Below are 20,705 nucleotides of genomic sequence, written 5' to 3' on the forward strand. Positions count from 1 at the left end.
TACTTTTGCGTCTTTCCGACCACCTCCACCCCCTTTCATCCTCAGAATGACGATTCGTATCCGGCTGGCGCTGCTGGCCCTCACCCTGCTTTCGGCCCTGCCCGCGGCCCGCGCCGATGAGGGCATGTGGCTGCCGCTGCTACTGAAGCAGCTCAACGAGGCCGACATGCAGAAAAAAGGCCTCAAGCTCACCGCTGAGCAAATTTACTCCATCAACCAGGGCAGCCTCAAAGATGCCATTGTGCAGTTTGGCGGCGGCTGTACCGGCGAGATTATCTCCGACCAGGGCCTGCTGCTCACCAACCACCACTGCGGCTACGGCCAGATTCAGAGCCATTCCTCCGTGGAGAATGACTACCTGACGAAAGGCTACTGGGCCATGGACCGCAGCCAGGAGCTGCCCAACCCCGGCCTCACGGCCACCTTCATTGTGCGCATGGAGGACGTGACCAGCCAGGTGCTGGCCGGCGTACCCACCACGGGCATCACCGAGGCCGACCGGGAGAAACTGGTGCAAGCCAACTCCCAGCGCGTGGGTCAGGCTGCCGTGCAGGGAACAGGATACCAGGCGTTCGTGCGGCCCATGTTCAACGGCAACGAGTATTACCTGTTCGTGACGGAAGTATTCCAGGATATCCGCCTGGTGGGCGCGCCCCCGAGCAGCATCGGCAAATTCGGCGGCGACACGGATAACTGGGCCTGGCCCCGCCACACCGGCGACTTCAGCATCTTCCGCATCTACGCCGGCCCCGACAACAAGCCCGCCCCCTACTCCCCCGACAACAAGCCCTTCAAGCCCCGCCACCACCTCCCCATTTCCCTGCAGGGCGTGCAGCCCGGCGACTTTACGATGGTATTCGGCTTCCCCGGCCGCACCAACGAGTACCTCACCAGCTGGGGCGTGGAAGAAACCTACGCTCTTTCCGACCCGGCCAAAATCCGTATTCGGGAAGCCAGGCTGAAGGTACTGGATGCCGATATGAAGGCCTCCGACAAGGTGCGGATTCAGTACGCGGCCAAGTACGCCAGCATTGCCAACTACTGGAAAAAGTGGATTGGCGAAGTGCGTGGGCTGAAAAAGCTAGACGCCGTGCGCGTGAAGCAGCAGCAGGAAGTAGAGTTCCAGAAATGGGCGGAAAGCGGCGACGAAGCCCGCCGGGCCACTTTCGCCACCCTGCTGCCCGATTTGCAGCGCAACTACGCCACCGCCCGCGACTACACCCTGGCCCGCGACTACGTGACCGAGGCCGCTTTGGGTGTGGAGCTGGTGACCTACGCCAACAGCCTGCTGCCCTTGCTGGAGCTGGTGGATAAGAAGGCCCCCGCCGCCGAGCTGGCCGCCGCCGTAGACAAAGCCAAGAAAGGCACCCCCGGCTTCTTCCGCAACTACAACGCCCCCACCGACCAGAAAGTAGCGGCCCAGCTGCTGCCCCTGTACGCTGCCGGCACCCCGGCCCGCCTGCTGCCCGCTTACGTGAGCAACCTGCAGAAGCAATACGCCGCCCAGGGCGGCTGGAACGCCTACGCCGCCCAGCTGTTCAGCAAGTCCCGCCTCACGTCGCAGGAGTCGGCGTTGGCGGTACTGGATGAGGTGGCCCAGGGCAAGGCCGAGGCGCTGCGCCAGGACCCCGCCGTACAGCTGGCTTCGGCCATCATCAACAACTACCGCACAGCCATCCTGCCCACTTACACCGCCGCCACCGACCAGATTGCCCTGCTCCAGCGCACCTACGTGGCTGGCCTGCGCCTGCAGCAGCCGGAGCGCAAGTTCTACCCCGATGCCAACTCCACCCTGCGCCTCGCCTACGGCCAGGTAGCCGGTTACCAGCCCGCCGACGGTACGAAGTACGACTTCTACACCACCCTCGACGGCATCATGGAGAAGGCCGACCCCACCAACCCCGAGTTTGAAGTGCCCGCCCGCCTCGCCGAGCTGTACCGCAACAAGGATTTCGGCCCCTACGCCTACAAAGGCACGGTGCCGGTGGCCTTCATTGCCACCAACCACACGACAGGCGGCAACAGTGGCTCGCCCGTCATCAACGGCCGCGGGGAGCTGATTGGCACCAACTTCGACCGGAACTGGGAAGGCACCATGTCCGACATCATGTTCGACCCTGACCGGGTGCGCAACATCACCCTCGATGTGCGCTACATGCTGTTCGTGGTGGATAAATTCGCCGGGGCCGGCCACCTGGTGAAGGAAATGACTCTGGTGGGCGGTGCTGCCGATGCCACCCCTGCCGGCAACGGCCAGAAGCCGGAGAAGATCAAAATGAAGCGCAAGCCCGCCAAGGAAAAAGCGTAGCCAACGCTGTTTTGAGGTATAGAGAAACGCCCGCCGGAAATGTATCTTCCGGCGGGCGTTTCTCTATACCTCAAAACAGCAGCGCGTGCGGTAACACCCGAGGAAGTCGAGCAATTTCTATCTTTTGTTCCCGAATCGTATGCAGAAGTATGCCGTCGTTTCTCTCCTGCTCACATTACCGGCGCTATCGGCGGCAGGTCAAAAGCTGCTGGTTACGGGAGGGTATGCCCGGGTAGGCGAAAACTCCTTTACCGGCGCGCCAGCCGTCGGCGTGGCAGCCACTCTGCCGGTTGGCCGATTTCTAACGAGTGGCTTGGGCTTTGTGGCGGGCCGGAACCGGCAGCAGTATCAGGACTTCATTCCTGGTTTCATGGGCGTTGGTGGGCGCACCATAACGCAGTATCATAATTACTTCTATTCGCTGTATGGATTTATGGGAGGCCGCATACAGGTTGGCCCGCGTGTGGAAGCCGTTTTGGGTCCGAGTGCCGGTTTGTATCTGGTGGGGGCTCGTGAATGGTCCGATGAACTACGGGCGGGCCTTGGACTATGGTCGGGGCTCACGTACCAACGAGTACGAGGGAGCCGCTTTAACCTGGAGCTTCTATTCCATCCGCGCATATTGTCGCACAATGCTCCGGTAGAAGATGCGGATTATCGGTTTGATGGTCGGCGCTTGTTTATCTGGGAGGCCGGTGTAGGCTTATCCTATACCCTACGAAAGTAACCCTCGCATCATTTCTGTTACCTCTCTCTGTGCCACGTCCTTTTTCTTTTTGCTGGCTGCTACTGACCGGCTCATTCACCAGTTCATTCACCGGCTTTGCTCAAACGGCTCCTCCACCGGCCCTGCTCCTGCGTCCGGCGGCCGTGTTCGATGGCGAAACCCTGCACCCGGGCTGGGTGGTGCTCACGGAGGGCAACAAGATTAAAGCCGTGGGGCCCGCCGCCCAGCTCCAGGCCCCGGCCGGGGCGCGCACCCTGGAGCTACCGGGCCTCACGCTGCTGCCGGGCCTCATTGAGGGCCACAGCCACCTGCTGCTGCACCCCTACAACGAAACGCCCTGGAACGACCAGGTGCTGCTGGAATCGGAAGCGCTGCGGGTGGCCCGGGCCACGGTGCACGCCCGCCAGACGCTGGAAGCCGGCTTCACCACCGCCCGCGACCTGGGCTCGGAAGGCGCAGGCTACGCCGATGTGGGCCTGAAGCAAGCCATTGAGCAGGGCCTGATTCCGGGGCCGCGCCTGCTGGTAGCCACCCGCGCGTTGGTGGCCACCGGCAGCTACGGCCCCAAACTTTCGGTGGATATAGAGGTGCCCCAGGGTGCCCAGGAAGCCGATGGCGTGGACGGCGTCATCCGGGCCGTGCGGGAGCAGATTGGCAAGGGCGCCGACATTATTAAAGTGTACGCCGACTACCGCTGGGGAGCCAACGAGCCCAGCCGCCCCACGTTTTCCCAGGACGAGCTAAACCTGATTGTGCAAACCGCCCGTAGCGCCGGCCGGCCCGTGGTGGCCCACGCCAGCACGCCCGAAGGTATGCGCCGGGCCACGCTGGCCGGCGTGCAAACCATTGAGCACGGCGACGGGGGTACCCTGGAAGTATTCCGGCTGATGAAGCAGCGCGGCGTGGCACTGTGTCCCACCGTGGCCGCCGGCGACGCCGTGTCCCGCTACCGGGGTTGGCAGCCCGGCACCACGCCCGAGCCGGAGCGCATCCGCCAGAAGCGGGAAAGCATGCGCCTGGCCCTGCAAAGCGGCGTGGAGCTGGCCGTGGGCGGCGACGTGGGCGTGTTCCAGCACGGCGACAACCTCCGCGAAGCCGAGCAGCTGGTCCAGAATTTCGGCCTCAGCCCGCTCCAGGTGCTGCGCGGCCTCACCGCCACCAACGCCCGCCTGTTCCAGCTTCCCGACCGGGGCCGCCTCCAGCCTGGCCTCCTCGCCGACCTCGTGGCCGTACCCGGCGACCCCACCCAAGACATCAAAGCCCTGCGGCAAGTGCGGCTGGTGGTGAAGGGCGGGGCGGTAGTCAGCCCCTGAATCATGCTTTAACTTGCCTTCTCCTTTGGCGCTCTTTATTTCATCTTTATGCAGTTCCGTATCCCCAAAACTGTCTTCTTAGCAGGTATTATTGGTGGCTGTAGCTCGGCCGCACAGGCCCAGTCTCGCGATAAAATTGATCAAGCCAGCAGCGAAATTCTCCGGGAAGGCCTGGACTTATACCGTTCAGATCGGGCTTCCTGGCTAGGCACCGATTTGCTGCGGGCCAGCGGAGCCGACTTGAATCAGGTGGGCGGCTATGTTTCTTACGCGGTTGGGGCTGATTCGGTACGGTGCGTCTTTTTCCGCAAAGATCCTGCTGGTGCGCCGCTGCGGGTGCTATACGGCTACGACTTTCCCGGCGACTCAATCAGCCTCGCGACGGGGCGGGTCTTTGCTGGTCGGGAGGCCACGCGTACTGAGCAACGCCTCTTTGCAATCCGCCGGCAGGCTATGCAGGAAATGGTTTCCCACAAAAAATTAGGTGAGCCCTACAAACTGCCGGCGGGCACCAACCTCAATGTGGCCCTGCTGGATAAGGGCACCGAAATTCGGGCCTACATCCTCACTGGCCCCGAGAGTGAAGCTCTGCTCCCCATTGGCAACGACTATCTGCTCACCTTCAGTCCAGAGGGGCAGCTACTGCGGGCGGAAAAGCTGCATAACTCCTACATCCCGGTGCCGCCCAAAGCGGGCGGAGAAACAATTAAAGGCACGATGCACACGCACTTAGCGGCCCACCCCTACATCACGCTCACCGATATTTGTACTGTGCTGCTCTACAAGGAAGTAGTACCCACTTCTCAGCTCTACGTGATGAGTAAAGACTTTGTCTCCATTTTCGACGTACCCAAGCAACAGCTCATCATTCTTACCAAAAAAGCCTGGGACAAGATCAGTCAGCACCAGACGAAGCAAAAATCCAGCGAGTAACGCCCACGGCATACTCCATTGCCTCCACTGCTACGCCTTGTGGCCAGTGCAGTGCGAAGTGCGGCAAAGCGCTTTTCATTGGTTGAGCAAAGCCCAAGGGCAGCCCCTATGTGGTTGCCCTTGGGCCTGGTGTTACTCAACGGTATCACTCCGCATGCGTTATGCGCCTAATCCGCGAAGTATCGGATAAAAATGCTGGTTACGGCCGCTCAATTCCTCGCGCCTGCAGCTGCGCGGCGTACTTGTCGTAGATGACGCGCAAGTCCTGGGCGTGCTTGTCGGCATCTATCCCGATGCTCACGTTGCTGGTGTGGAAGCGGTGCAGGTGGCTGATGTGGGGGCAGATGACAGGCAGATGGCCGGCCAGCAGAAACCGCACGTACAGGTCCAGGTCTTCGGCCATTTCGATGTCCTCATCGTAGCCGCCCACGGCCTCGAACAGCTCCCGGCTGTAGCACACGTTGCCCTGAATGAAGTGTTCGGCCCGGAAGATGGCGCGCAGCATGTCGTCCACTGAGTCGAAGCGCCAGGCGTAGTAATCCTCGTTGGGCAGGTAGCGGCGGTCCTGGTCTACGCGCAGGAAATCGGCTACCAGCCAGGGCCGACCGGGAGCCTGCTCAATCTCGCGGGCGTAGTGGTAGAGGGCGCGCTGGAGTAATACGTCGTCGTCGTCGAGGGGCACAATCCAGGTATCGGCGGGCGCATCTTCCCGGATGAGCAGGTTGCGGGCGGGGCCGGCTTTGAGCAGGGTAGCCTGGGTGCGTACGCGCAGCGTAGGGCCGGCTTCCGGAGCCGCTTCGCGCAGCCACTGGGCGGTGCCGTCGGTGCTGGCGTTTTCACAAATCAGGTGCTCAAACGAAAAGTCCAGCGGAGCCGATACGCTGGCGCGCACGCTGGCTACGGCCTCCGGCAGATAGTCGCGGCGGTTGTGGGTCGGGGTAATAACAGTGAAGTGCATGCCTTCCTATTCTGCTTCGACCCCGAAAAAGTTACGGCTGAGCTTGGGTCTCAACCCTGCGGGGGCCGCGTCCGTTAGGACAGGAAAGCCGCTTTCCTTATGGCCAAATTTGTAGTAACCCTGCGCCTGCCCGATATATTTGAGGAACCCTTCATGGCCCTCATTCCGCGCCACCGGGCCTTCATCAACCGCCTTATCGAAGAGGATATCATTGAATCCTACGCTATTAGTGCCGACCGTACGCGCGGCTGGGTTACCATGAACGGGCAAAGTGCCGAGGCTGTCCAAGCCATTGTAGAACAGTTTCCGCTGTTCCGGTTTCTGCTGGGTATTGAGGTAGCTGAATTATTCATCTTTGATAGCAAAGCCAGCCGTTTTCCCGCCATCAGTCTGAACTAATCAGGCACGATACTGGCTTTGCGGCTTATCGGTTCTGTGCCGACGCGCCACAATCCTGCGGGTCCGGCGTTTTCCCCTATCTTCCCCGGCATCACCTCTTCCTTACCCGTTACATGATTCGCTATTACCGGCTTCTCGCCGCGGCTTTCCTTGGCCTGACTACCGTCGCGGCCATTTCTCCCGAGCCCAAACTGACTACCGAACAGCTTATTTCCCGGCTGAGCACCTCTATTCAGAGCCTGAAAACGCTGCGCTGCAACGTGCGCGCCCAGGAGCGGATTCCGGGCGGAATTCAGCAGGCGCGCACACTCATGAAAATCAGCTTCGGGCCGTATAAGGTCTACATGCGCAACCAGAAGGGTATTGAAATTCTGTACGTAACGGGCCAGAACAACGGCGACGCCTGGGTGTATCCCAACAGCTTCCCCTACGTCACGCTCAGCCTCGACCCCAACGGCTCGGTAATGCGCAAAAATCAGCACCACAGCACCCTGGATGCCGGCTACGGCACCATTGCCGAAATGCTGCACGGCTCCGCCCAGCGCCTCGACCGAAGCTTCGAGAAAACCTTCCGCTACGCCGGCGACACCACCGTGCAGGGCCGCCCCGCCTACATTCTCCGCTCCGATTTCCCGCAGTTCCAGTACGTGAGCTATAAGCCCACCAAAAACGAGAGCGTAACGACCATTGCCGACAAGTTCGGGTGCGGGGAGTACCGTATTCTGGAGCGCAATAATCTGTCGCCGGGCGACGTGGTGGCGGCGGGTAAAACCGTGCAGGTACCCAACGGCTACGGCCGCCGCACCATTATGTGCGTGGATCAGAAGCTGTTTCTGCCGCTGGTAGTGCAGGTGCACGACGACAAGGGGTTATTCGAGAAATTCGAGTTTTCCGACGTAGTGGTTAACCAGCCCATCCCGGCCCAGGAGTTCACCAAGGACTTCAAAGGCTATAAATTCTAATCACGGATTGACGCGGATTATACTGCGGATTTTATGGGTTTTACAGACAAATAGCACCGCTTGCTATCTGGCAGCGGTGCTATTTGTCTGTAAAACCCGGCGACTTTTAGCCGCCCTCGGCTACACCGCCGGCTGGCCGTACCAGCGTCGCCGCAGCCAGAAGGCCAGGTTTACCAGCGCAATGAGGGCGGGCACTTCAATCAGGGGGCCGATAACCCCGGCAAAGGCCTGGCCGGAGTTCAGCCCGAATACACCGATGGCCACGGCAATAGCCAGCTCAAAGTTGTTGCCGGTAGCCGTGAAGGCAATGGAGGCATTCTCGGCATACTCTGCCCCCAGCCACTTGCCGGCGGCAAAGCTGAGCAGAAACATTACGCCGAAGTACAGGGCCAGCGGCAGGGCAATGCGCAGCACATCCAGCGGAATGCGCACAATGGTGTCGCCCTTGAGGCTGAACATCACCACAATGGTCAGCAGCAGCGCCCCCAGCGTAAGCGGGCTGATGGCCGGCAGGAAAACCGCGTCGTACCACGCGCTGCCTTTGCGACGGCGCAGCACGACGCGGGACAGGAAACCGGCCGCAAACGGAACGCCCAGATACAGCAATACGCTCCCGGCAATATCGCCAATGCCAATATTCACCGCGTAGCCTTTCAGCCCGAAATAAGGCGGTAGCACCGTAATAAACAGCCAGGCCAGCACCGGGTAAAACAGCACCTGAAAGAGCGAGTTGAGGGCCACCAGTCCGGCGGCGTATTCCCGGGAGCCATCGGCCAGATCGTTCCAGACCAGCACCATGGCAATGCAGCGGGCAATGCCGATGAGGATAAGCCCCGTCATGTACGCCGGCTTATCGGGCAGCAGCCAGATGGCCAGCCCAAACATCAGCAGCGGCCCCACCACCCAGTTCAGTATCAGCGAGAGGCCAATGATGCGCGTATTGTTGAAAACCCGGGGCAGCTCCTCATACTTCACCCGGGCCAGCGGCGGATACATCATCACCATCAGGCCCAGGGCCAGCGGTACGTTCACGGTGCCTACTGAGAAGTAGTTCACGGCCGCGTTGATGCCCGGCACAAAATAGCCCAGGCCTACGCCCAGGGCCATTGCCAGAAAAATCCAGAGCGTGAGGCCCCGGTCCAGGCCCGAGAGCTTTTTTTCCGCCAGGGCGGCCGGGGTCGGGGCGGTAGGAGTTGGTTGGTTCACAGTTGACATGAAAAGGCCGGTGGGTTCAGGCAGTGCCGATGCTGGGACTGCGCCGCTCCAGCTGCACGGTGTTGCGCCACACGCCGTGGTGCCGGCCAATCCGCTCACGGTACCCCACAACGCGGAAACCCGCCTGCGTGTGCAGGCCAATACTGGCCGTATTTTCCGCAAACGTACCGGCCTGCAGCGTCCAGATACCATGAGCTTCTGAGTCCGCAATCAGGGCCTGCAACAGCTGCCGCCCCACGCCCTGCCCCCGCGCTTCGGTCCCCACGTAAATGCTGAGCTCGGCCACACCACCGTACACGCAGCGGCTTGATACCGGCGACAGTGCCGCCCAGCCGAGCACCGCACCGGCCGCGTCCACCGCTACCAGCCGGCTGTGGCCCAGGTGGGCTTTGTCCCAGGCGTCCCAGGCCGGAGCCTGCGTTTCAAACGTGGCGTTGCCGGTAGCAATGCCCGCTTCGTAAATAGCCTTCACGGCCGGCCAGTGGGCGGCCGTCATTGGTGTAATCAGCATATAGACAGCAGGTTAATAGGCTTTACGCAGCATATCAGCGTACTCGTTTGGCAGCGGCGAGTTTTCCACGGCCCGGGCGGCTTTTTCCACGTCGTATGCCACCCGCACCAGCTCCGGGCGCAGGCTGCGGGCGTCGGTGAGGGTCGTGTTTTCATCCAGGTGCAGCAGCTGATAGGCGGCCCGCGGGTCGCCGTCCTTGGGCTTACCCACCGAGCCGATGTTCAGGGCGTGGCGGTAACGGGTTTCACCGTTCACCTCGTAGGCAAAGGTGCGGTGGTAGGGCTTATGCGTGTGCCCAAACAGCAGCACGTCGGCGTGGGCGTCTTCCAGCACCCGCCGGAAGCTGGCTTCGGGCCGGTCTTCAAACAGGTATTCGTTGATTTTGCGGGGCGAGCCGTGCACCATCAGCAGGCTCAGCGTGCAGGGCTCCTCCTGAAACTCCAGGCGCAGGTGCTTGGGCAGCAGGCGCAGGTAGCGCCGCTCCGCCTCGCCCACCACGTGGTTGGTGTAGGCAATGCTCTGGGCACCCAGGTCCTGCTCGGTATCGGTTTTGTAGGCGCAGCCGCAGTTGCTGCTGGCCAGCCCGATGCCCTGGTCGTAGTTGCCGGCCAGGGTAGAGATGCCCCGGCGGCGCACTTCATTCACTACTTCGTTGGGCCAGGGCGCATAGCCTACCAGGTCGCCCAGGCAGAAAATCAGGTCGGGCCGGCGCTGCTCCATATCGGCCAGCACCGCCTCCAGAGCCGGCAAGTTGCCGTGCACGTCGGAGAAGAAGGCAATTGTCATCGGAGGGAAAAGCAAAAAGTGAACTCAGGCAGAGCAGCCAGCAGGGCGCACCCCGGACTGGCCGCAGCAATTAGACCTGAACCTAGCAGCACCCGCCGCCCGGCGTGCAGGCGGCACCCGCTACCTTCAGCTGGGGCAACGCAAACGACTGGGCAGCGGGAATACCGCAGGCATCCTGGGCCAGGCAGGCCGTTTGTTTGGGCGTCAGCACAAAGTCCCCGTCCTCGAAGGCCAGACCGAATTTGCCGATGGTTGCCTGCTGGTACTCTACCTCAATGTCGAGGTCTTCCGAACCCAGAATTTTCTCCGACAGGCGCAGGATGTGTAGGAATTTCTGCGGGGCCAGCCGGTGGTCGTAGTCACCCGCTTCCCAGAGCTGGAAGTTGGCCACCGTTTCCCGCCGCTCCACGCCCCCGCAGTCGATGAAGTGCTTGCTAACCAGCCCAACTTCCGTTACGTGGAAGTGCGCGGGCAGATACTCTCCCGTGGGCAGACGAAAGTTGACGGCCGTAAGCCCGGCCAGGGCCTGCTTCATTTCGGATATTTTCATGGTAAAGCAAGAAAAAAAGTGGTGAAACCATTAGCAGCCGCAGGCCTCATCGGGCCCGCAGACCGGGTTACTGGTGGCCTCCGCAAAAAAAGCCGTGAAGTGCTGCTGCACCTGCCGCAGCAACTCCGTGTTAAGGCAGTAGCACACCGTAAGCCCGTCAATCTCCCCCCGAATCAGGTCCATAGTTTTCAGCTCCTGCAAATGCTGGGAAACGGTGGTCCGGGACAGGGGCAGCTCGGCGGCAATATCCCCGGAAATGCAGGTTTGTTTACTGGCCAGCAACTGAATGATGGCTATCCGGGCCGGGTGAGCTAGGGCCTTGGCCGCGCGGGCCAGCTGTTGCTGCTGCTCTGTAAAAGCGGAAATTTTGGCGTAAGTCATGGGGGTAGCGCGAACTATGACGTAAACATACGACATATTATGACGTATGTTTACGTCATGCTGTATTTATTTTTTCAACGCATGGAAAAGCCCCGCAAACCACGCCGCAGATACGGTATGGCTTGAGGGGCTTTCAAAAGCAAACCAATAAGCGGGCTTTGCCGATTATCTACCGGGCCAGCGTGTTGGTTAGCGGCGCATGGTTTTCTCAATCTGGTCCCACATTTCGGGAGTCAGCAGCTCCAGCTTGTTGAATTCGCCGGCCCCGTTCAGCCACTCGCCGCCGTCCAGGGTTACCACTTCTCCGTTCATGTAGGCCGAGAAATCGGATACCATGTAGGCGGCCAGGTTGGCCAGTTCCTGGTGGTTGCCCACGCGCTTGAGCGGCACGTTGGCGGCGGGGTCGAGCTTGGAAGCCAGCGGCTCGGGGAACAGGCGGCTCCAGGCACCTTCCGTGGGGAACGGACCGGGGGCAATGGCGTTGGCGCGGATGCCGTACTTGGCCCACTCCACGGCCAGGGAGCGGGTCATGGCCAGCACGCCGGCCTTGGCTGCCGCCGAGGGCACCACAAACGCCGAGCCCACCGAGGCGTACGTCGTCACGATGCTGAGGATGGTACCGGGCCGTTTGTCGGCAATCCAGCGCTTCCCGAAGGCCAATGTGCAGTTATAGGAGCCTTTCAGTACGATGTCCACAATCACATCGAAGGCTTTGTGGCTCAGGCGCTCCGTGGGGCTGATGAAGTTGCCGGCGGCATTGTTCAGCAGCACGTCCACCGCGCCGTAAGTGTCAATGGTTTGCTGTAGCAGCTTCTCTACCTCATCGTATTTGCGTACGTCGCACTGCACGGCCAGCACGTTGGGGTTGCCGGTTTGCTCGCGCAATTCAGCGGCCGTTTTTTCCAGCACCTCCAGCTTGCGGGAGCTGATAACCACGTTGGCCCCCAGTTGCAGGAAATAGGTAGTCATAGCCCGGCCCAGGCCGGTGCCGCCGCCGGTTACCACAATGGTTTTGCCCTGCAGGGCGTTGTCGCGGAGCATGGGCTGGGCGTAAGGATGCGCGAAAGACATAGGGTGAGAAAGGTTGAAGTGGGAAATCAGAATTCGGGGTTGTTGACTACGGCCGGGGTTCAAATAAACCGATTATGCGGGTAACGGTGCCCTCGGCCACTATCCGGCTGCCTTGTTCTGCCCGCCCTCATCGGTCCGCAAGATCCGTACGCGGGCTGCAAAATCGACGGGAAACGCGGGGTACAGACGGTCGGGCGAGGCCGTAACTAGTATGCTTGCATACTGCTTTGGGCGCAAGGTAACAGTTTCCGGATTCCGGCCGGGCTCGTCTTGCCCGGGAAAGATTTTTTGCCACCTTTACCCCGCATGACCGACTCCACGCCATCCGTCGCCCTGCCCACCGTAGCCGTATTGGGCTGCGGCTGGCTGGGTCTGCCCCTGGCCCGCGCCCTGGTGGCGGCGGGCTACTCCGTGCACGGCTCCACCACCACGCCCGGCCAGTTACTCACCCTGCGCGACGCCGGCATCCGGCCGTATCTGCTGCGGCTTTCCCCCACGCTCTCCCCCACCGATGCCGATACGCTCCGGGCCCTGCTGCGCGGGGTGGAGGTACTGGTGCTCAACGTACCCCCCAGCCGGGCCGCCGGCAGCCCCGAGGCCTATCCGGCCCTGCTCAGCCAGGTAACAGAAGCCGCCGAAGCGGCCGGCGTCCAGCACATTCTGCTGGTCAGCTCCACCGGCGTGTATCCCGATGAGCCGCGGCTGATGCGGGAGCCGGATGCCGTAGCCGACGACCTAGCTCCGCAGCCGATGCTGCGGGCCGAGGCCCTGGTACAATCGGGCCGGCACACGGTTGTGCGGCTGGCCGGCCTGATGGGGCCGGGCCGCTCTCCGGGCCGGTTTCTGGCGGGTCGCGCCGGGGTAGCCCACGGCGAAGCTCCCGTGAACATGATTCATCTGCAGGATAGTATTGGGCTGCTGCAGTGCATTCTGGAAAAGCAGCTGTGGGGCTATACCTTCAATGCCAGCGCCGCCACTCATCCTTCCCGGCGCACCTTCTACACGGAAGCCGCTACCCGCCTGGGCCTGCAGCCGCCCACTTTTCAGGAAGAAACCACCAGCGGCAAGCAAATTGACGCGTCCCTGATTCGGGAAATGACCGGCTACCAGTTCCGGCACGATGATGTGGTAGCGGCCCTGGCGTTCTGCTAGCGGGAGCCGTATCTTTGCCGGAGTGAATACGGAGCAAAACACGGTAGTAGTGCTGGGCGGCGGGGCCGCCGGTTTTTTTGGGGCTATTGCCTGCGCCGAAGCCAACCCGGCCCTGCGGGTGCTACTGTTAGAGAAAACCGGCAAGCTGCTGAGCAAAGTGCGGATTTCGGGCGGAGGGCGCTGCAACGTGACCCACGCCGCCGATACCGCCGCGCAGCTGGTGCAGCACTACCCCCGCGGAGCCCGGCAGCTGAAGGAGCCCTTCAAGCAGTTCGGGGCCCTGGACACGGTGCGCTGGTTTGCCAGCCGGGGCGTGCGGCTCAAAACCGAGTCCGACGGCCGCATGTTTCCCACCACCGATTCTTCGGAAACCATTGCCCAGTGCCTGCTGGAGGCCGCCCGCCGGGCCGGAGTCGAAATCCTGACCCACACCACCGCCGAGCAGATTCAGCCGCTGCCCACTGGAGGCTTTCACCTCACTCTTACCGGAGCGCACGCCCAAACCCTGCCCGCCGCCCGAATCCTGATTGCCACGGGCGGCGCGCCCAAATCGGAGCAGTACGCGTGGCTGCGGCAGCTGGGGCACACGGTGCAGGAGCCGGTTCCCAGCCTGTTCACCTTCAACGTACCCAACTCTCCACTGCGTGAGCTGCCCGGCGTGAGCGTGCCCCACGCCCGGGTGCGGGTAGCCGGCGAAAAGCTGGAATACGAAGGCCCGGTGCTGGTAACGCACTGGGGCGTGAGCGGACCGGCGGTACTTAAGCTCTCGGCCTGGGGAGCCCGCCGCCTGCACGAGCTGCAGTACCAGAGCACCGCCCTGATCAACTGGATTCCGGAGTTTACCGAGGACACGCTGCGGCAGCATCTGCTCACGTACCGGGAGCTGCACGGCAAAAAGCAGGTGGCGGGCAACCCGTTGTTCGGACTGCCCCAACGGCTGTGGCGCACCTTGGCCGAGCAGGCGAATATTCCGGCCGAAATGCGCTGGCTGGACCTGCCGCTCAAGCTGCAAAACCGCCTGATTGAAGCCCTGCTGCGCACTTCCCTGCCCGTACAGGGCAAAACCACTTACAAGGATGAATTCGTCACCTGCGGCGGCATCACGCTATCGGAAGTGAACATGCGCACCCTGGAAAGCCGGCTGGTGCCGGGGCTGCACTTTGCGGGTGAGGTGCTGGATATTGACGGTATTACCGGCGGCTTTAATTTCCAGGCGGCCTGGACCACCGGCTTCCTGGCCGGGCAGGCTATGGCCCAATCCTGAAAAAGGCCCCGCAGCTAATGCTGCGGGGCCTTTTTCAAGAGTTATCGGACTATATTAGCCTAATACTGGTCATCGTCAGCATCGTTGCGGCGGTTGTAGCGGCTCGATGCGTTGCCGTAGCTGTTGTCGTCGTCCTGGTTGCGGTAGCCGCTCTGGCCCGACTGGCCGTAGCCGCGGCCCCGGTTGTTGTCCCGGTCCTGATTACCATAGCTGCTGCGCATGGAGTCGCCGCGGTTCGATGAATACTCATCGTTGTACGAGGAAGAATTCCGGTTACTGTTGCCGTTGTTCCGGTCCTGGTCGTAGCTGCTGCGGCCCCGCTGATTGTCGCCGAAGTTGCCCTGGCCGTAGCTGTTCTGACCGTAGTTGCTCTGGTCGTAATCGTTGCGCCCCCCGCCCATGCGGTTGTACCGGTCCTGGTTGTAGCTATCCTGGTTGTGGCGGCTTTGCTGGCCGGAACGGTATTCGTTCTGCCGCTGGTTGCCGCCCGACCACGACGAGCGGTTGTCTTGGTCGTAACGGCCCTGGTTGCTGTTGCGGCCGTAGTCCGGGGAGCCGTAGCTGTCGTTCTGGCGCGAGTTCATGCGCCCCGAGTTGTATGAGTTGTCCGAGTAGCCCTGGCCCGAGCGGGAGTCATAGTCATGACGGCCATAGCCCATATCGTTGTTATCTCTGCGCGAATCGTTGGGCATATTATTGCTGCCGCCCCAACGCTGTTCTTCCTGGCCCCACTGGTTGCCGCGCGAGTTGCTGGTATAGCCGCGCTGGTCATTCTGATTGCCGTAGCGGTTCTGGGAGTTGCTTTGGCGGTTACCCGGGTTCATCCAGCCGCCCCGGTTATCATTTTCGTGGCTGCCGTAGTTGCTGCCATAGCTGTTGCGGCTTGAGTTGCTCCAATCATCCTGCCCCGAGCGGCCGTAGTTGTCCTGCGACGAAGAGTAGTCGTTGCGGCTGTTGTAGCTATTGTAATTGCCTTGGTTGCTGCCGTAGTTGTGGTCATTGCCGCGGTACTGGTTGCCGTAGCCGCCCTGACCATAATTCTGGCCGTAACCGCCCTGGCTGCCGTATCCCTGGCCGTAATTATCGTGGTTCATGCTGTCCTGGCGGCCCGAGGTACCGTAGTCCATACCGTCGTTTCGATCCTGTTGGCCGCTCTGCATCGGGTTAGAGCTGCCGTACTGATTATTATGCTGGTTCTGATTTTCTGACTGATTCATCTTGCTTTTCGTTTTTTGGGTGGGGGAAGAACTGGAAGAAGCTGAAGCGGTAGTTTTCTTGGCCGTCGGGCTGGTACTGCCGGTTTTGGCCGTCGTGGATTTGGCAGTGGCCGAGGAAGTTTTTTTGGCTTCCGGCTTCAGGCTGGCGGGGCTGGCCGGCTTGTTAGCCTGAGTGGAGCTGGAGCCTAGTCCGCCCTGACCGGCGCTCATCTCAGAGGCGGCCAACGACTGGCTGGATACCCCTCCGCTGGTGGGCGTAGAGGGTGTGTTTTTGGCAGGGGTTGCAGCAGGGGTATTCTGGGTATTCATCGAGCCGCTGGCGGTGCTCATGCCGGTAGTGGGAGTACCGGAGGTGGAAGAAGACTGCGCCTGATTCTTTTGTTCATTTTCCATTTCTGGGGGTGGTGGGATTTAAGGTGGAAGAACAGTTTACTTCCCTTTTTACGCTCACCCCAGTGGGCTGGTCCAAAAATCAGCGTGTAAATTCTTGTTATCAGCCTATATCCATCTGCTTATTCCTATTCCCTCACTGCCTTCTACAGCACACCCGTCCGCCATACTGACGCCGATGATTCCGGCGACTCTGATTTCCACTCAACGGTCCTCATTGGCTTCGGCGGGCGCCCCCCGTAGGGCCGGTTTCTGCCTGCCGAGTTGGTCGCATTGTCGTCCGGATGGCCGCTCACGATGACCAGCCTAACCACCCTCACCCGCCAGGCTGAACGCTGAGCCGGGAATAACCCTTTTCAGCGTTTTGCAGTAAAGAGGCCCACAGTCTCTTTTCCCAAACACCCAACTAACTCTTCCCCATGGACTCGAAAGTATTGCAAGCCGGCCTCAATGAACTGCTCGAAACTCTGAAAGACGGCCAGAAAGGCTACACTGAAGCCCTCACCGACGTGGAGGACGCTGATCTGAAAGAAACATTCAAAAAATACGCTGCCCAACGGTCGGCCTACATCACCGAGCTGGAGGATCAGATGCACAAGCTGAACCTGAAGCCCGAGGAGGAGTCGTCCATTACCGGCACTATTCACCGCGCGTTCATCAACCTGAAAAGCCTGGTAACCAGCAAGGACCGTCACAGCATCCTGGCCGAGTGCGAGCGGGGTGAAGACTATGCCAAGGCAGCCTACGAGAAAGCCACCAAAATTGAAGGCGTACCTGCCGAGCTGAAGTCACTCATCGAGAAGCAGGCCGCCGGCATCAAGCAGGGTCACGACGAAATCCGCAACCTGCGCGACGCCGCCAAGTAAATCAATTGCTTCTTAAGCAAAAGAAAAAGGCCCGCTACATAGGTAGCGGGCCTTTTTTCTTTCAGATTATATCGTGCCGACTATTCGTCGTAGCCGCCGTCGCGCTTGCCTTTGTAGCCGCCGCCGTAGCTGCCGCCACCCCGGTTACCACCAAAGCCACCTTCGCGCCGGTCGCCGCCGTAGCTGCCGCCGCGGTTACCCCCGTAGGAGCCACCACCGCGGTTGCCGCCGTAGCTGCCGCCTTCGCGCCGGTCGCCACCGAAGCCACCGCGGTTGCCGCCATAGCTGCCACCACCCCGACGGTCGCCACCGAAGCCACCTTCGCGCCGGTCGCCGCCGAAGCCGCCGGTACGACGCGGACGGTCGCCGCCGAAGCCGCCGCGGTTGCCACCTTCCTGCTGCGCATCACCTTCCTGGCGGGGCGTAGCAATGTTGAAGGCTACCGGTCGGCCCTGAATGGTGCTGCGGCCCAGCTGGCTTACTACTTCTTCCACAAACTCGTTCGGTACTTCCACGAAGCTGAACTTGTCGTAGAGGGCAATATCACCCACTTTACTGGCCGTGAGGCTGGTGTTTTCGGCAATCAGGTCCACAATGTCGCGGGGGTGCAGACGGTCCTTCTTGCCCATGGTTACGAACAGGCGCGTGAAGCCGGGGCGGGCGGCACCCTGGGTGCGGCTGGCGTCGAGGCTTTCCTGGGCGCGCTTGTCTTCCTTCATCGTCATCTTGAGCAGGGCGGCGGCCACGTCCAGCGACGTAACGCCTTCTTCCTGGTCCTGGTCGATGAGGCGCTGCACGCGGGCAATGTACTTGTCGAGGTTGCCCTTCTCAATTACCTCCTTGATGGAGCCCAGCATCAGCGTGGTCTTCACCTCCGATACGTCCTCAAACGAAGGCACACGCTCCTGCTTGATGGTCGCTTTGGTGTAGCGCATAATGTCGCGCAGCTTGTAGATGTCGCGGCCGCTCACGAAGGTGAAGGCTTTGCCCTGCTTGCCGGCGCGGCCGGTACGGCCAATGCGGTGCACGTAGTACTCCTCGTCGGCGGGCAGGTCGTAGTTTACCACTACTTCCACGTTGTCCACGTCGATACCACGGGCGGCTACGTCGGTAGCTACCAGGATTTCGAGGGTGCCTTTGCGGAATTTATCCAGCGTGTTCTGGCGCTGCTGCTGGCCCATGTCGCCGTGCAGGCCTTCGGCGAAGTAGCCTTTGGCTTGCAGGTCGCCCACAATCTCGTCCACCATACGCTTCGTGTTGGCGAAGACGATGCCCGACTTGATGTTGTACATGTCGATGAGGCGGGTCAGCACATCCTTTTTCTGGGGGCCACGCACCTCGAAGTAGCTCTGCTCGATGTTGGTAACCGTCATTTCCTGATGGTTTACCTTCACAATCTGCGGCTCCTTCTGGTAGCGCTTGGTCATCTCCATGATCGGCTTGCTCATGGTAGCCGAGAAGAATACCGTCTGGCGGTCTTCGGGCATTTTCTTGAGCACCGTCTCGATGTCGTCGCGGAAGCCCATGTCGAGCATTTCGTCGGCTTCGTCCAGGATGATCATTTTGCAGGCATCCAGCTTCAGGGTGCCGCGCTCAATGTGGTCCATTACGCGGCCGGGCGTACCGATTACGATCTGCACGCCGCGCTCCAGGGCGCGGAACTGCCGGTCGTAGGAGGAGCCACCGTAGATGGGCACTACGGCCAGGCCCCGCTTGTATTTGCCCAGTTTCTGGATTTCGCCGGAAACCTGCACGGCCAGCTCACGGGTGGGGCAGAGCACAATGGCCTGCACCTCGCGGGAGTCGGTGTCGATACGCTCAATGGCGGGGATGGAGAAGGCGGCGGTTTTGCCGGTGCCCGTCTGGGCCTGGCCGATTACGTCGCGGCCCTGCAGCAGCACGGGAATAGCGTTGGCCTGAATCGGCGAGGCTTCTTCGTAGCCCACTTCGCTGATGGCGCGCTGCATTTCTTCAGAGAGGGTCAGCTCGCTGAATTTGGTCTTACCAGTTTCGTTTTCCATGTCAAGTGAATGGAGTGGAGTGAATAGCTCTGAAAACAGCGGATTCAGCGACGCTCTTCTCTCCCACTCAACACAACGACAAGTGACGGAAGCAACGGACGGAAGACAAAGCCGGCCCAACAAGTTTCTTTACAGGCAGCTTACAAGCTGCGCGGAACGTGGCCGTTCTCAAATGCGGGTGCAAAGGTACGTATTTTTTCGAAGAAGCGCGAATTAGGCTACGACTTGTCCGCAGTCCGGGGCCGTCTTCTCTGGTACCAATGGGCTTACAAGCCAATCCTCCCGGAAATAATTCCAACCCGGCAGTAAACTATAGCCCGGTGCCGATATAGCGTGGCTTGGCTCTTATTCAAGGAATGGCACGCTGCTGCTACAGCCCCTATTCAGGAGGCCCGAATCCTGAACATAAAAAAAGCAGACCCCGAGAGGAGCCTGCTTTTTTGTTGCTATCGGCAATCAGGCACTAGGCCAGCTTTACTTTCACAGCGTTGGGGCCTTTGCGGCCTTGAGCAATTTCGAATTCCACTTTGTCTTTGTCGCGGATTTCGTCGATGCACTCGGTTACGTGAACGAAAACGTCCTCGCCGGTTTCGTCAACTTTGATAAAGCCGAAACCTTTGGTTTCGTTGAAGAATTTTACAGTTCCTGTCTGCATGGTACTTGTGATGATGGATGGTTCTGTAAGGAAAGCAGTACTCAACTCTGCTTTCCCCTCCTCACGGACGTACTCAACAGGCGGTGGAACCGCGTTTCTTAACTTGCCCAAAGATACAGGGATATTTTAGATATGGAAGGGAATCGGCAAAATGGCACCAACCTTTTCCTGGTCCGGGGCTGATTGGCGGGCTTCCCGAGGGCGTATATTTGCCCGTAATGGAAATTTCTGCTGCTCCCTTCCGCTTCTCCCGCCTGCTCACCGTGCAACCCGACGACATTGACGAGTTAAACCACGTGAACAACGTGCGCTACGTGCAGTGGGTGCAGGATACGGCCGCCGCCCACTGGCAGGCCGCGGCCCCACCCGAAGCCCAGCAGCGCTACGTGTGGGTGGTACGGGAACACCACATCCGGTACCTGCACCCGGCCCTGCTGGGCGAGGAAATCCGCTGCACTACCTGGGTGAGCAGCATGGAAGGCGTTACCTCGCACCGCCACGTGCGCATTGAGCGGGCCGCGGATGACAAGCTGCTCTGTGAGGCCGAAACCCACTGGATCCTGCTCGACCTCAGCACCATGCGCCCCCAGCGCATTCCGCCGGAAATGGCCCGGTGGGTGCAGGAGGAGATGTTGTAGGCCCGGAAACTACATGGGCTGCGGCACGCCACCCGAGGCTTCAAGTGCCGCTGCCACCATGCGCATCAGGCGGATGGTATGGGGCGCGTAGAGGATGTTGATTTGCTTCCGGCCCTGCAACTCGGTTTTAACCAAGCGCACGGATGTGGGTCTGTATTCCGAATTATCGGCGGGTAGAATCACCGGAGCCGACAGGTAATAGATGTAGCCCAGCTTACTGCTTGCCGATGTTTTTGCTTCCTCTTTCAAGGAATGGGCCGCTACGGAAACAGAGAGTGATAAGGAAACCTGGTTATTCGTCAGAATGAACAGCAATACGTCTTCCCAGTTGGGAAACGCCTGTTCGAAAGTGAATACCTGCTTGTGAATACTCATGATAAGAATTTCT

The 20,705-nt window shown here is 60.6% G+C and carries 21 protein-coding genes; 10 read left to right on the top strand and 11 right to left on the bottom strand.

Annotation, left to right across the window (positions count from 1 at the left end; all coding sequences use genetic code 11):
* Positions 1-46: 46 nt before the first annotated feature.
* The 4 genes from ACN19L_RS03905 (at position 47) to ACN19L_RS03920 (ending at position 5,281) form a co-directional block, all read left to right on the top strand.
* A complete protein-coding gene (locus ACN19L_RS03905; protein WP_426492235.1) occupies positions 47-2,308 on the top strand; it encodes a S46 family peptidase in 2,262 nt (753 codons plus the stop codon).
* Positions 2,309-2,447: 139 nt separating this feature from the next.
* Complete coding sequence (locus ACN19L_RS03910; RefSeq protein WP_426492236.1) at positions 2,448-3,035, top strand: hypothetical protein; 588 nt, start codon at positions 2,448-2,450, stop codon at positions 3,033-3,035.
* A 29-nt stretch (positions 3,036-3,064) separates the two neighbouring features.
* The gene (locus ACN19L_RS03915; RefSeq protein WP_426492237.1) at positions 3,065-4,348 is read left to right on the top strand and encodes a metal-dependent hydrolase family protein; all 1,284 of its coding nucleotides are present in this window, start codon (positions 3,065-3,067) and stop codon (positions 4,346-4,348) included.
* Between the two features lie 48 nt (positions 4,349-4,396).
* The gene (locus ACN19L_RS03920) at positions 4,397-5,281 is read left to right on the top strand and encodes a hypothetical protein (protein ID WP_426492238.1); all 885 of its coding nucleotides are present in this window, start codon (positions 4,397-4,399) and stop codon (positions 5,279-5,281) included.
* Positions 5,282-5,480: 199 nt separating this feature from the next.
* Here ACN19L_RS03920 and ACN19L_RS03925 read toward each other — a convergent pair whose 3' ends face one another.
* Entirely contained in the window at positions 5,481-6,239 is a 759-nt protein-coding gene (locus tag ACN19L_RS03925; RefSeq protein ID WP_426492239.1) for a glycosyltransferase family 2 protein, read from the bottom strand.
* A 99-nt stretch (positions 6,240-6,338) separates the two neighbouring features.
* Between ACN19L_RS03925 and ACN19L_RS03930 the strand changes: the two genes are divergently transcribed.
* Positions 6,339-6,638, top strand: coding sequence for a hypothetical protein (locus ACN19L_RS03930; protein WP_426492240.1), 300 nt, complete (start codon positions 6,339-6,341; stop codon positions 6,636-6,638).
* A gap of 113 nt (positions 6,639-6,751) precedes the next feature.
* Positions 6,752-7,600 (top strand): LysM peptidoglycan-binding domain-containing protein, encoded by an 849-nt coding sequence (locus ACN19L_RS03935; RefSeq protein WP_426492241.1) that lies wholly within the window; start codon positions 6,752-6,754, stop codon positions 7,598-7,600.
* A gap of 120 nt (positions 7,601-7,720) precedes the next feature.
* On the opposite strand, the gene arsB is transcribed toward ACN19L_RS03935, so the two are convergent.
* The 6 genes from arsB to ACN19L_RS03965 all read right to left on the bottom strand — a co-directional run bounded on the left by arsB (position 7,721) and on the right by ACN19L_RS03965 (position 12,114).
* Entirely contained in the window at positions 7,721-8,815 is a 1,095-nt protein-coding gene (arsB, locus tag ACN19L_RS03940) for an ACR3 family arsenite efflux transporter (RefSeq protein WP_426492242.1), read from the bottom strand.
* Between the two features lie 16 nt (positions 8,816-8,831).
* Positions 8,832-9,326, bottom strand: coding sequence for an N-acetyltransferase family protein (locus ACN19L_RS03945; RefSeq protein ID WP_426492243.1), 495 nt, complete (start codon positions 9,324-9,326; stop codon positions 8,832-8,834).
* A gap of 12 nt (positions 9,327-9,338) precedes the next feature.
* Positions 9,339-10,112, bottom strand: a complete 774-nt coding sequence (locus ACN19L_RS03950; protein ID WP_426492244.1) for a metallophosphoesterase family protein — start codon at positions 10,110-10,112, stop codon at positions 9,339-9,341.
* An 82-nt stretch (positions 10,113-10,194) separates the two neighbouring features.
* Positions 10,195-10,662, bottom strand: a complete 468-nt coding sequence (locus ACN19L_RS03955) for a DUF6428 family protein (protein WP_426492245.1) — start codon at positions 10,660-10,662, stop codon at positions 10,195-10,197.
* Positions 10,663-10,692: 30 nt separating this feature from the next.
* Positions 10,693-11,043 carry an ArsR/SmtB family transcription factor gene (locus ACN19L_RS03960; protein WP_426492246.1) on the bottom strand — a complete coding sequence of 117 codons (351 nt, stop codon included), beginning with the start codon at positions 11,041-11,043 and terminating at the stop codon, positions 10,693-10,695.
* A gap of 189 nt (positions 11,044-11,232) precedes the next feature.
* Positions 11,233-12,114, bottom strand: coding sequence for an SDR family oxidoreductase (locus tag ACN19L_RS03965; RefSeq protein WP_426492247.1), 882 nt, complete (start codon positions 12,112-12,114; stop codon positions 11,233-11,235).
* A gap of 306 nt (positions 12,115-12,420) precedes the next feature.
* Between ACN19L_RS03965 and ACN19L_RS03970 the strand changes: the two genes are divergently transcribed.
* Together ACN19L_RS03970 and ACN19L_RS03975 are read left to right on the top strand one after the other, a co-directional pair.
* Positions 12,421-13,266, top strand: a complete 846-nt coding sequence (locus ACN19L_RS03970; RefSeq protein ID WP_426492248.1) for an NAD(P)H-binding protein — start codon at positions 12,421-12,423, stop codon at positions 13,264-13,266.
* 22 nt (positions 13,267-13,288) lie between these two features.
* Positions 13,289-14,530, top strand: a complete 1,242-nt coding sequence (locus tag ACN19L_RS03975; protein WP_426492249.1) for an NAD(P)/FAD-dependent oxidoreductase — start codon at positions 13,289-13,291, stop codon at positions 14,528-14,530.
* A gap of 59 nt (positions 14,531-14,589) precedes the next feature.
* Here ACN19L_RS03975 and ACN19L_RS03980 read toward each other — a convergent pair whose 3' ends face one another.
* A complete protein-coding gene (locus tag ACN19L_RS03980; protein WP_426492250.1) occupies positions 14,590-16,140 on the bottom strand; it encodes a hypothetical protein in 1,551 nt (516 codons plus the stop codon).
* Positions 16,141-16,556: 416 nt separating this feature from the next.
* Here ACN19L_RS03980 and ACN19L_RS03985 point away from each other — a divergent pair, with 416 nt between their 5' ends.
* On the top strand, positions 16,557-17,003 hold the full coding sequence (locus ACN19L_RS03985; RefSeq protein ID WP_426492251.1) for a PA2169 family four-helix-bundle protein: 447 nt from the start codon (positions 16,557-16,559) through the stop codon (positions 17,001-17,003).
* Between the two features lie 80 nt (positions 17,004-17,083).
* Here the strand turns inward: ACN19L_RS03985 and ACN19L_RS03990 are convergent, their stop codons facing one another.
* Both ACN19L_RS03990 and ACN19L_RS03995 read right to left on the bottom strand, forming a co-directional pair.
* On the bottom strand, positions 17,084-19,024 hold the full coding sequence (locus ACN19L_RS03990; protein WP_426492252.1) for a DEAD/DEAH box helicase: 1,941 nt from the start codon (positions 19,022-19,024) through the stop codon (positions 17,084-17,086).
* Between the two features lie 463 nt (positions 19,025-19,487).
* A complete protein-coding gene (locus tag ACN19L_RS03995) occupies positions 19,488-19,679 on the bottom strand; it encodes a cold-shock protein (protein ID WP_110980085.1) in 192 nt (63 codons plus the stop codon).
* 218 nt (positions 19,680-19,897) lie between these two features.
* Between ACN19L_RS03995 and ACN19L_RS04000 the strand changes: the two genes are divergently transcribed.
* Positions 19,898-20,317, top strand: coding sequence for an acyl-CoA thioesterase (locus ACN19L_RS04000; RefSeq protein WP_426492253.1), 420 nt, complete (start codon positions 19,898-19,900; stop codon positions 20,315-20,317).
* A 9-nt stretch (positions 20,318-20,326) separates the two neighbouring features.
* On the opposite strand, the gene ACN19L_RS04005 is transcribed toward ACN19L_RS04000, so the two are convergent.
* Complete coding sequence (locus ACN19L_RS04005) at positions 20,327-20,692, bottom strand: hypothetical protein (protein WP_426492254.1); 366 nt, start codon at positions 20,690-20,692, stop codon at positions 20,327-20,329.
* Positions 20,693-20,705 lie beyond the last annotated feature (13 nt).

The sequence above is a fragment of the Hymenobacter sp. 102 genome, assembly GCF_049949205.1.
GTDB lineage: Bacteria > Bacteroidota > Bacteroidia > Cytophagales > Hymenobacteraceae > Hymenobacter.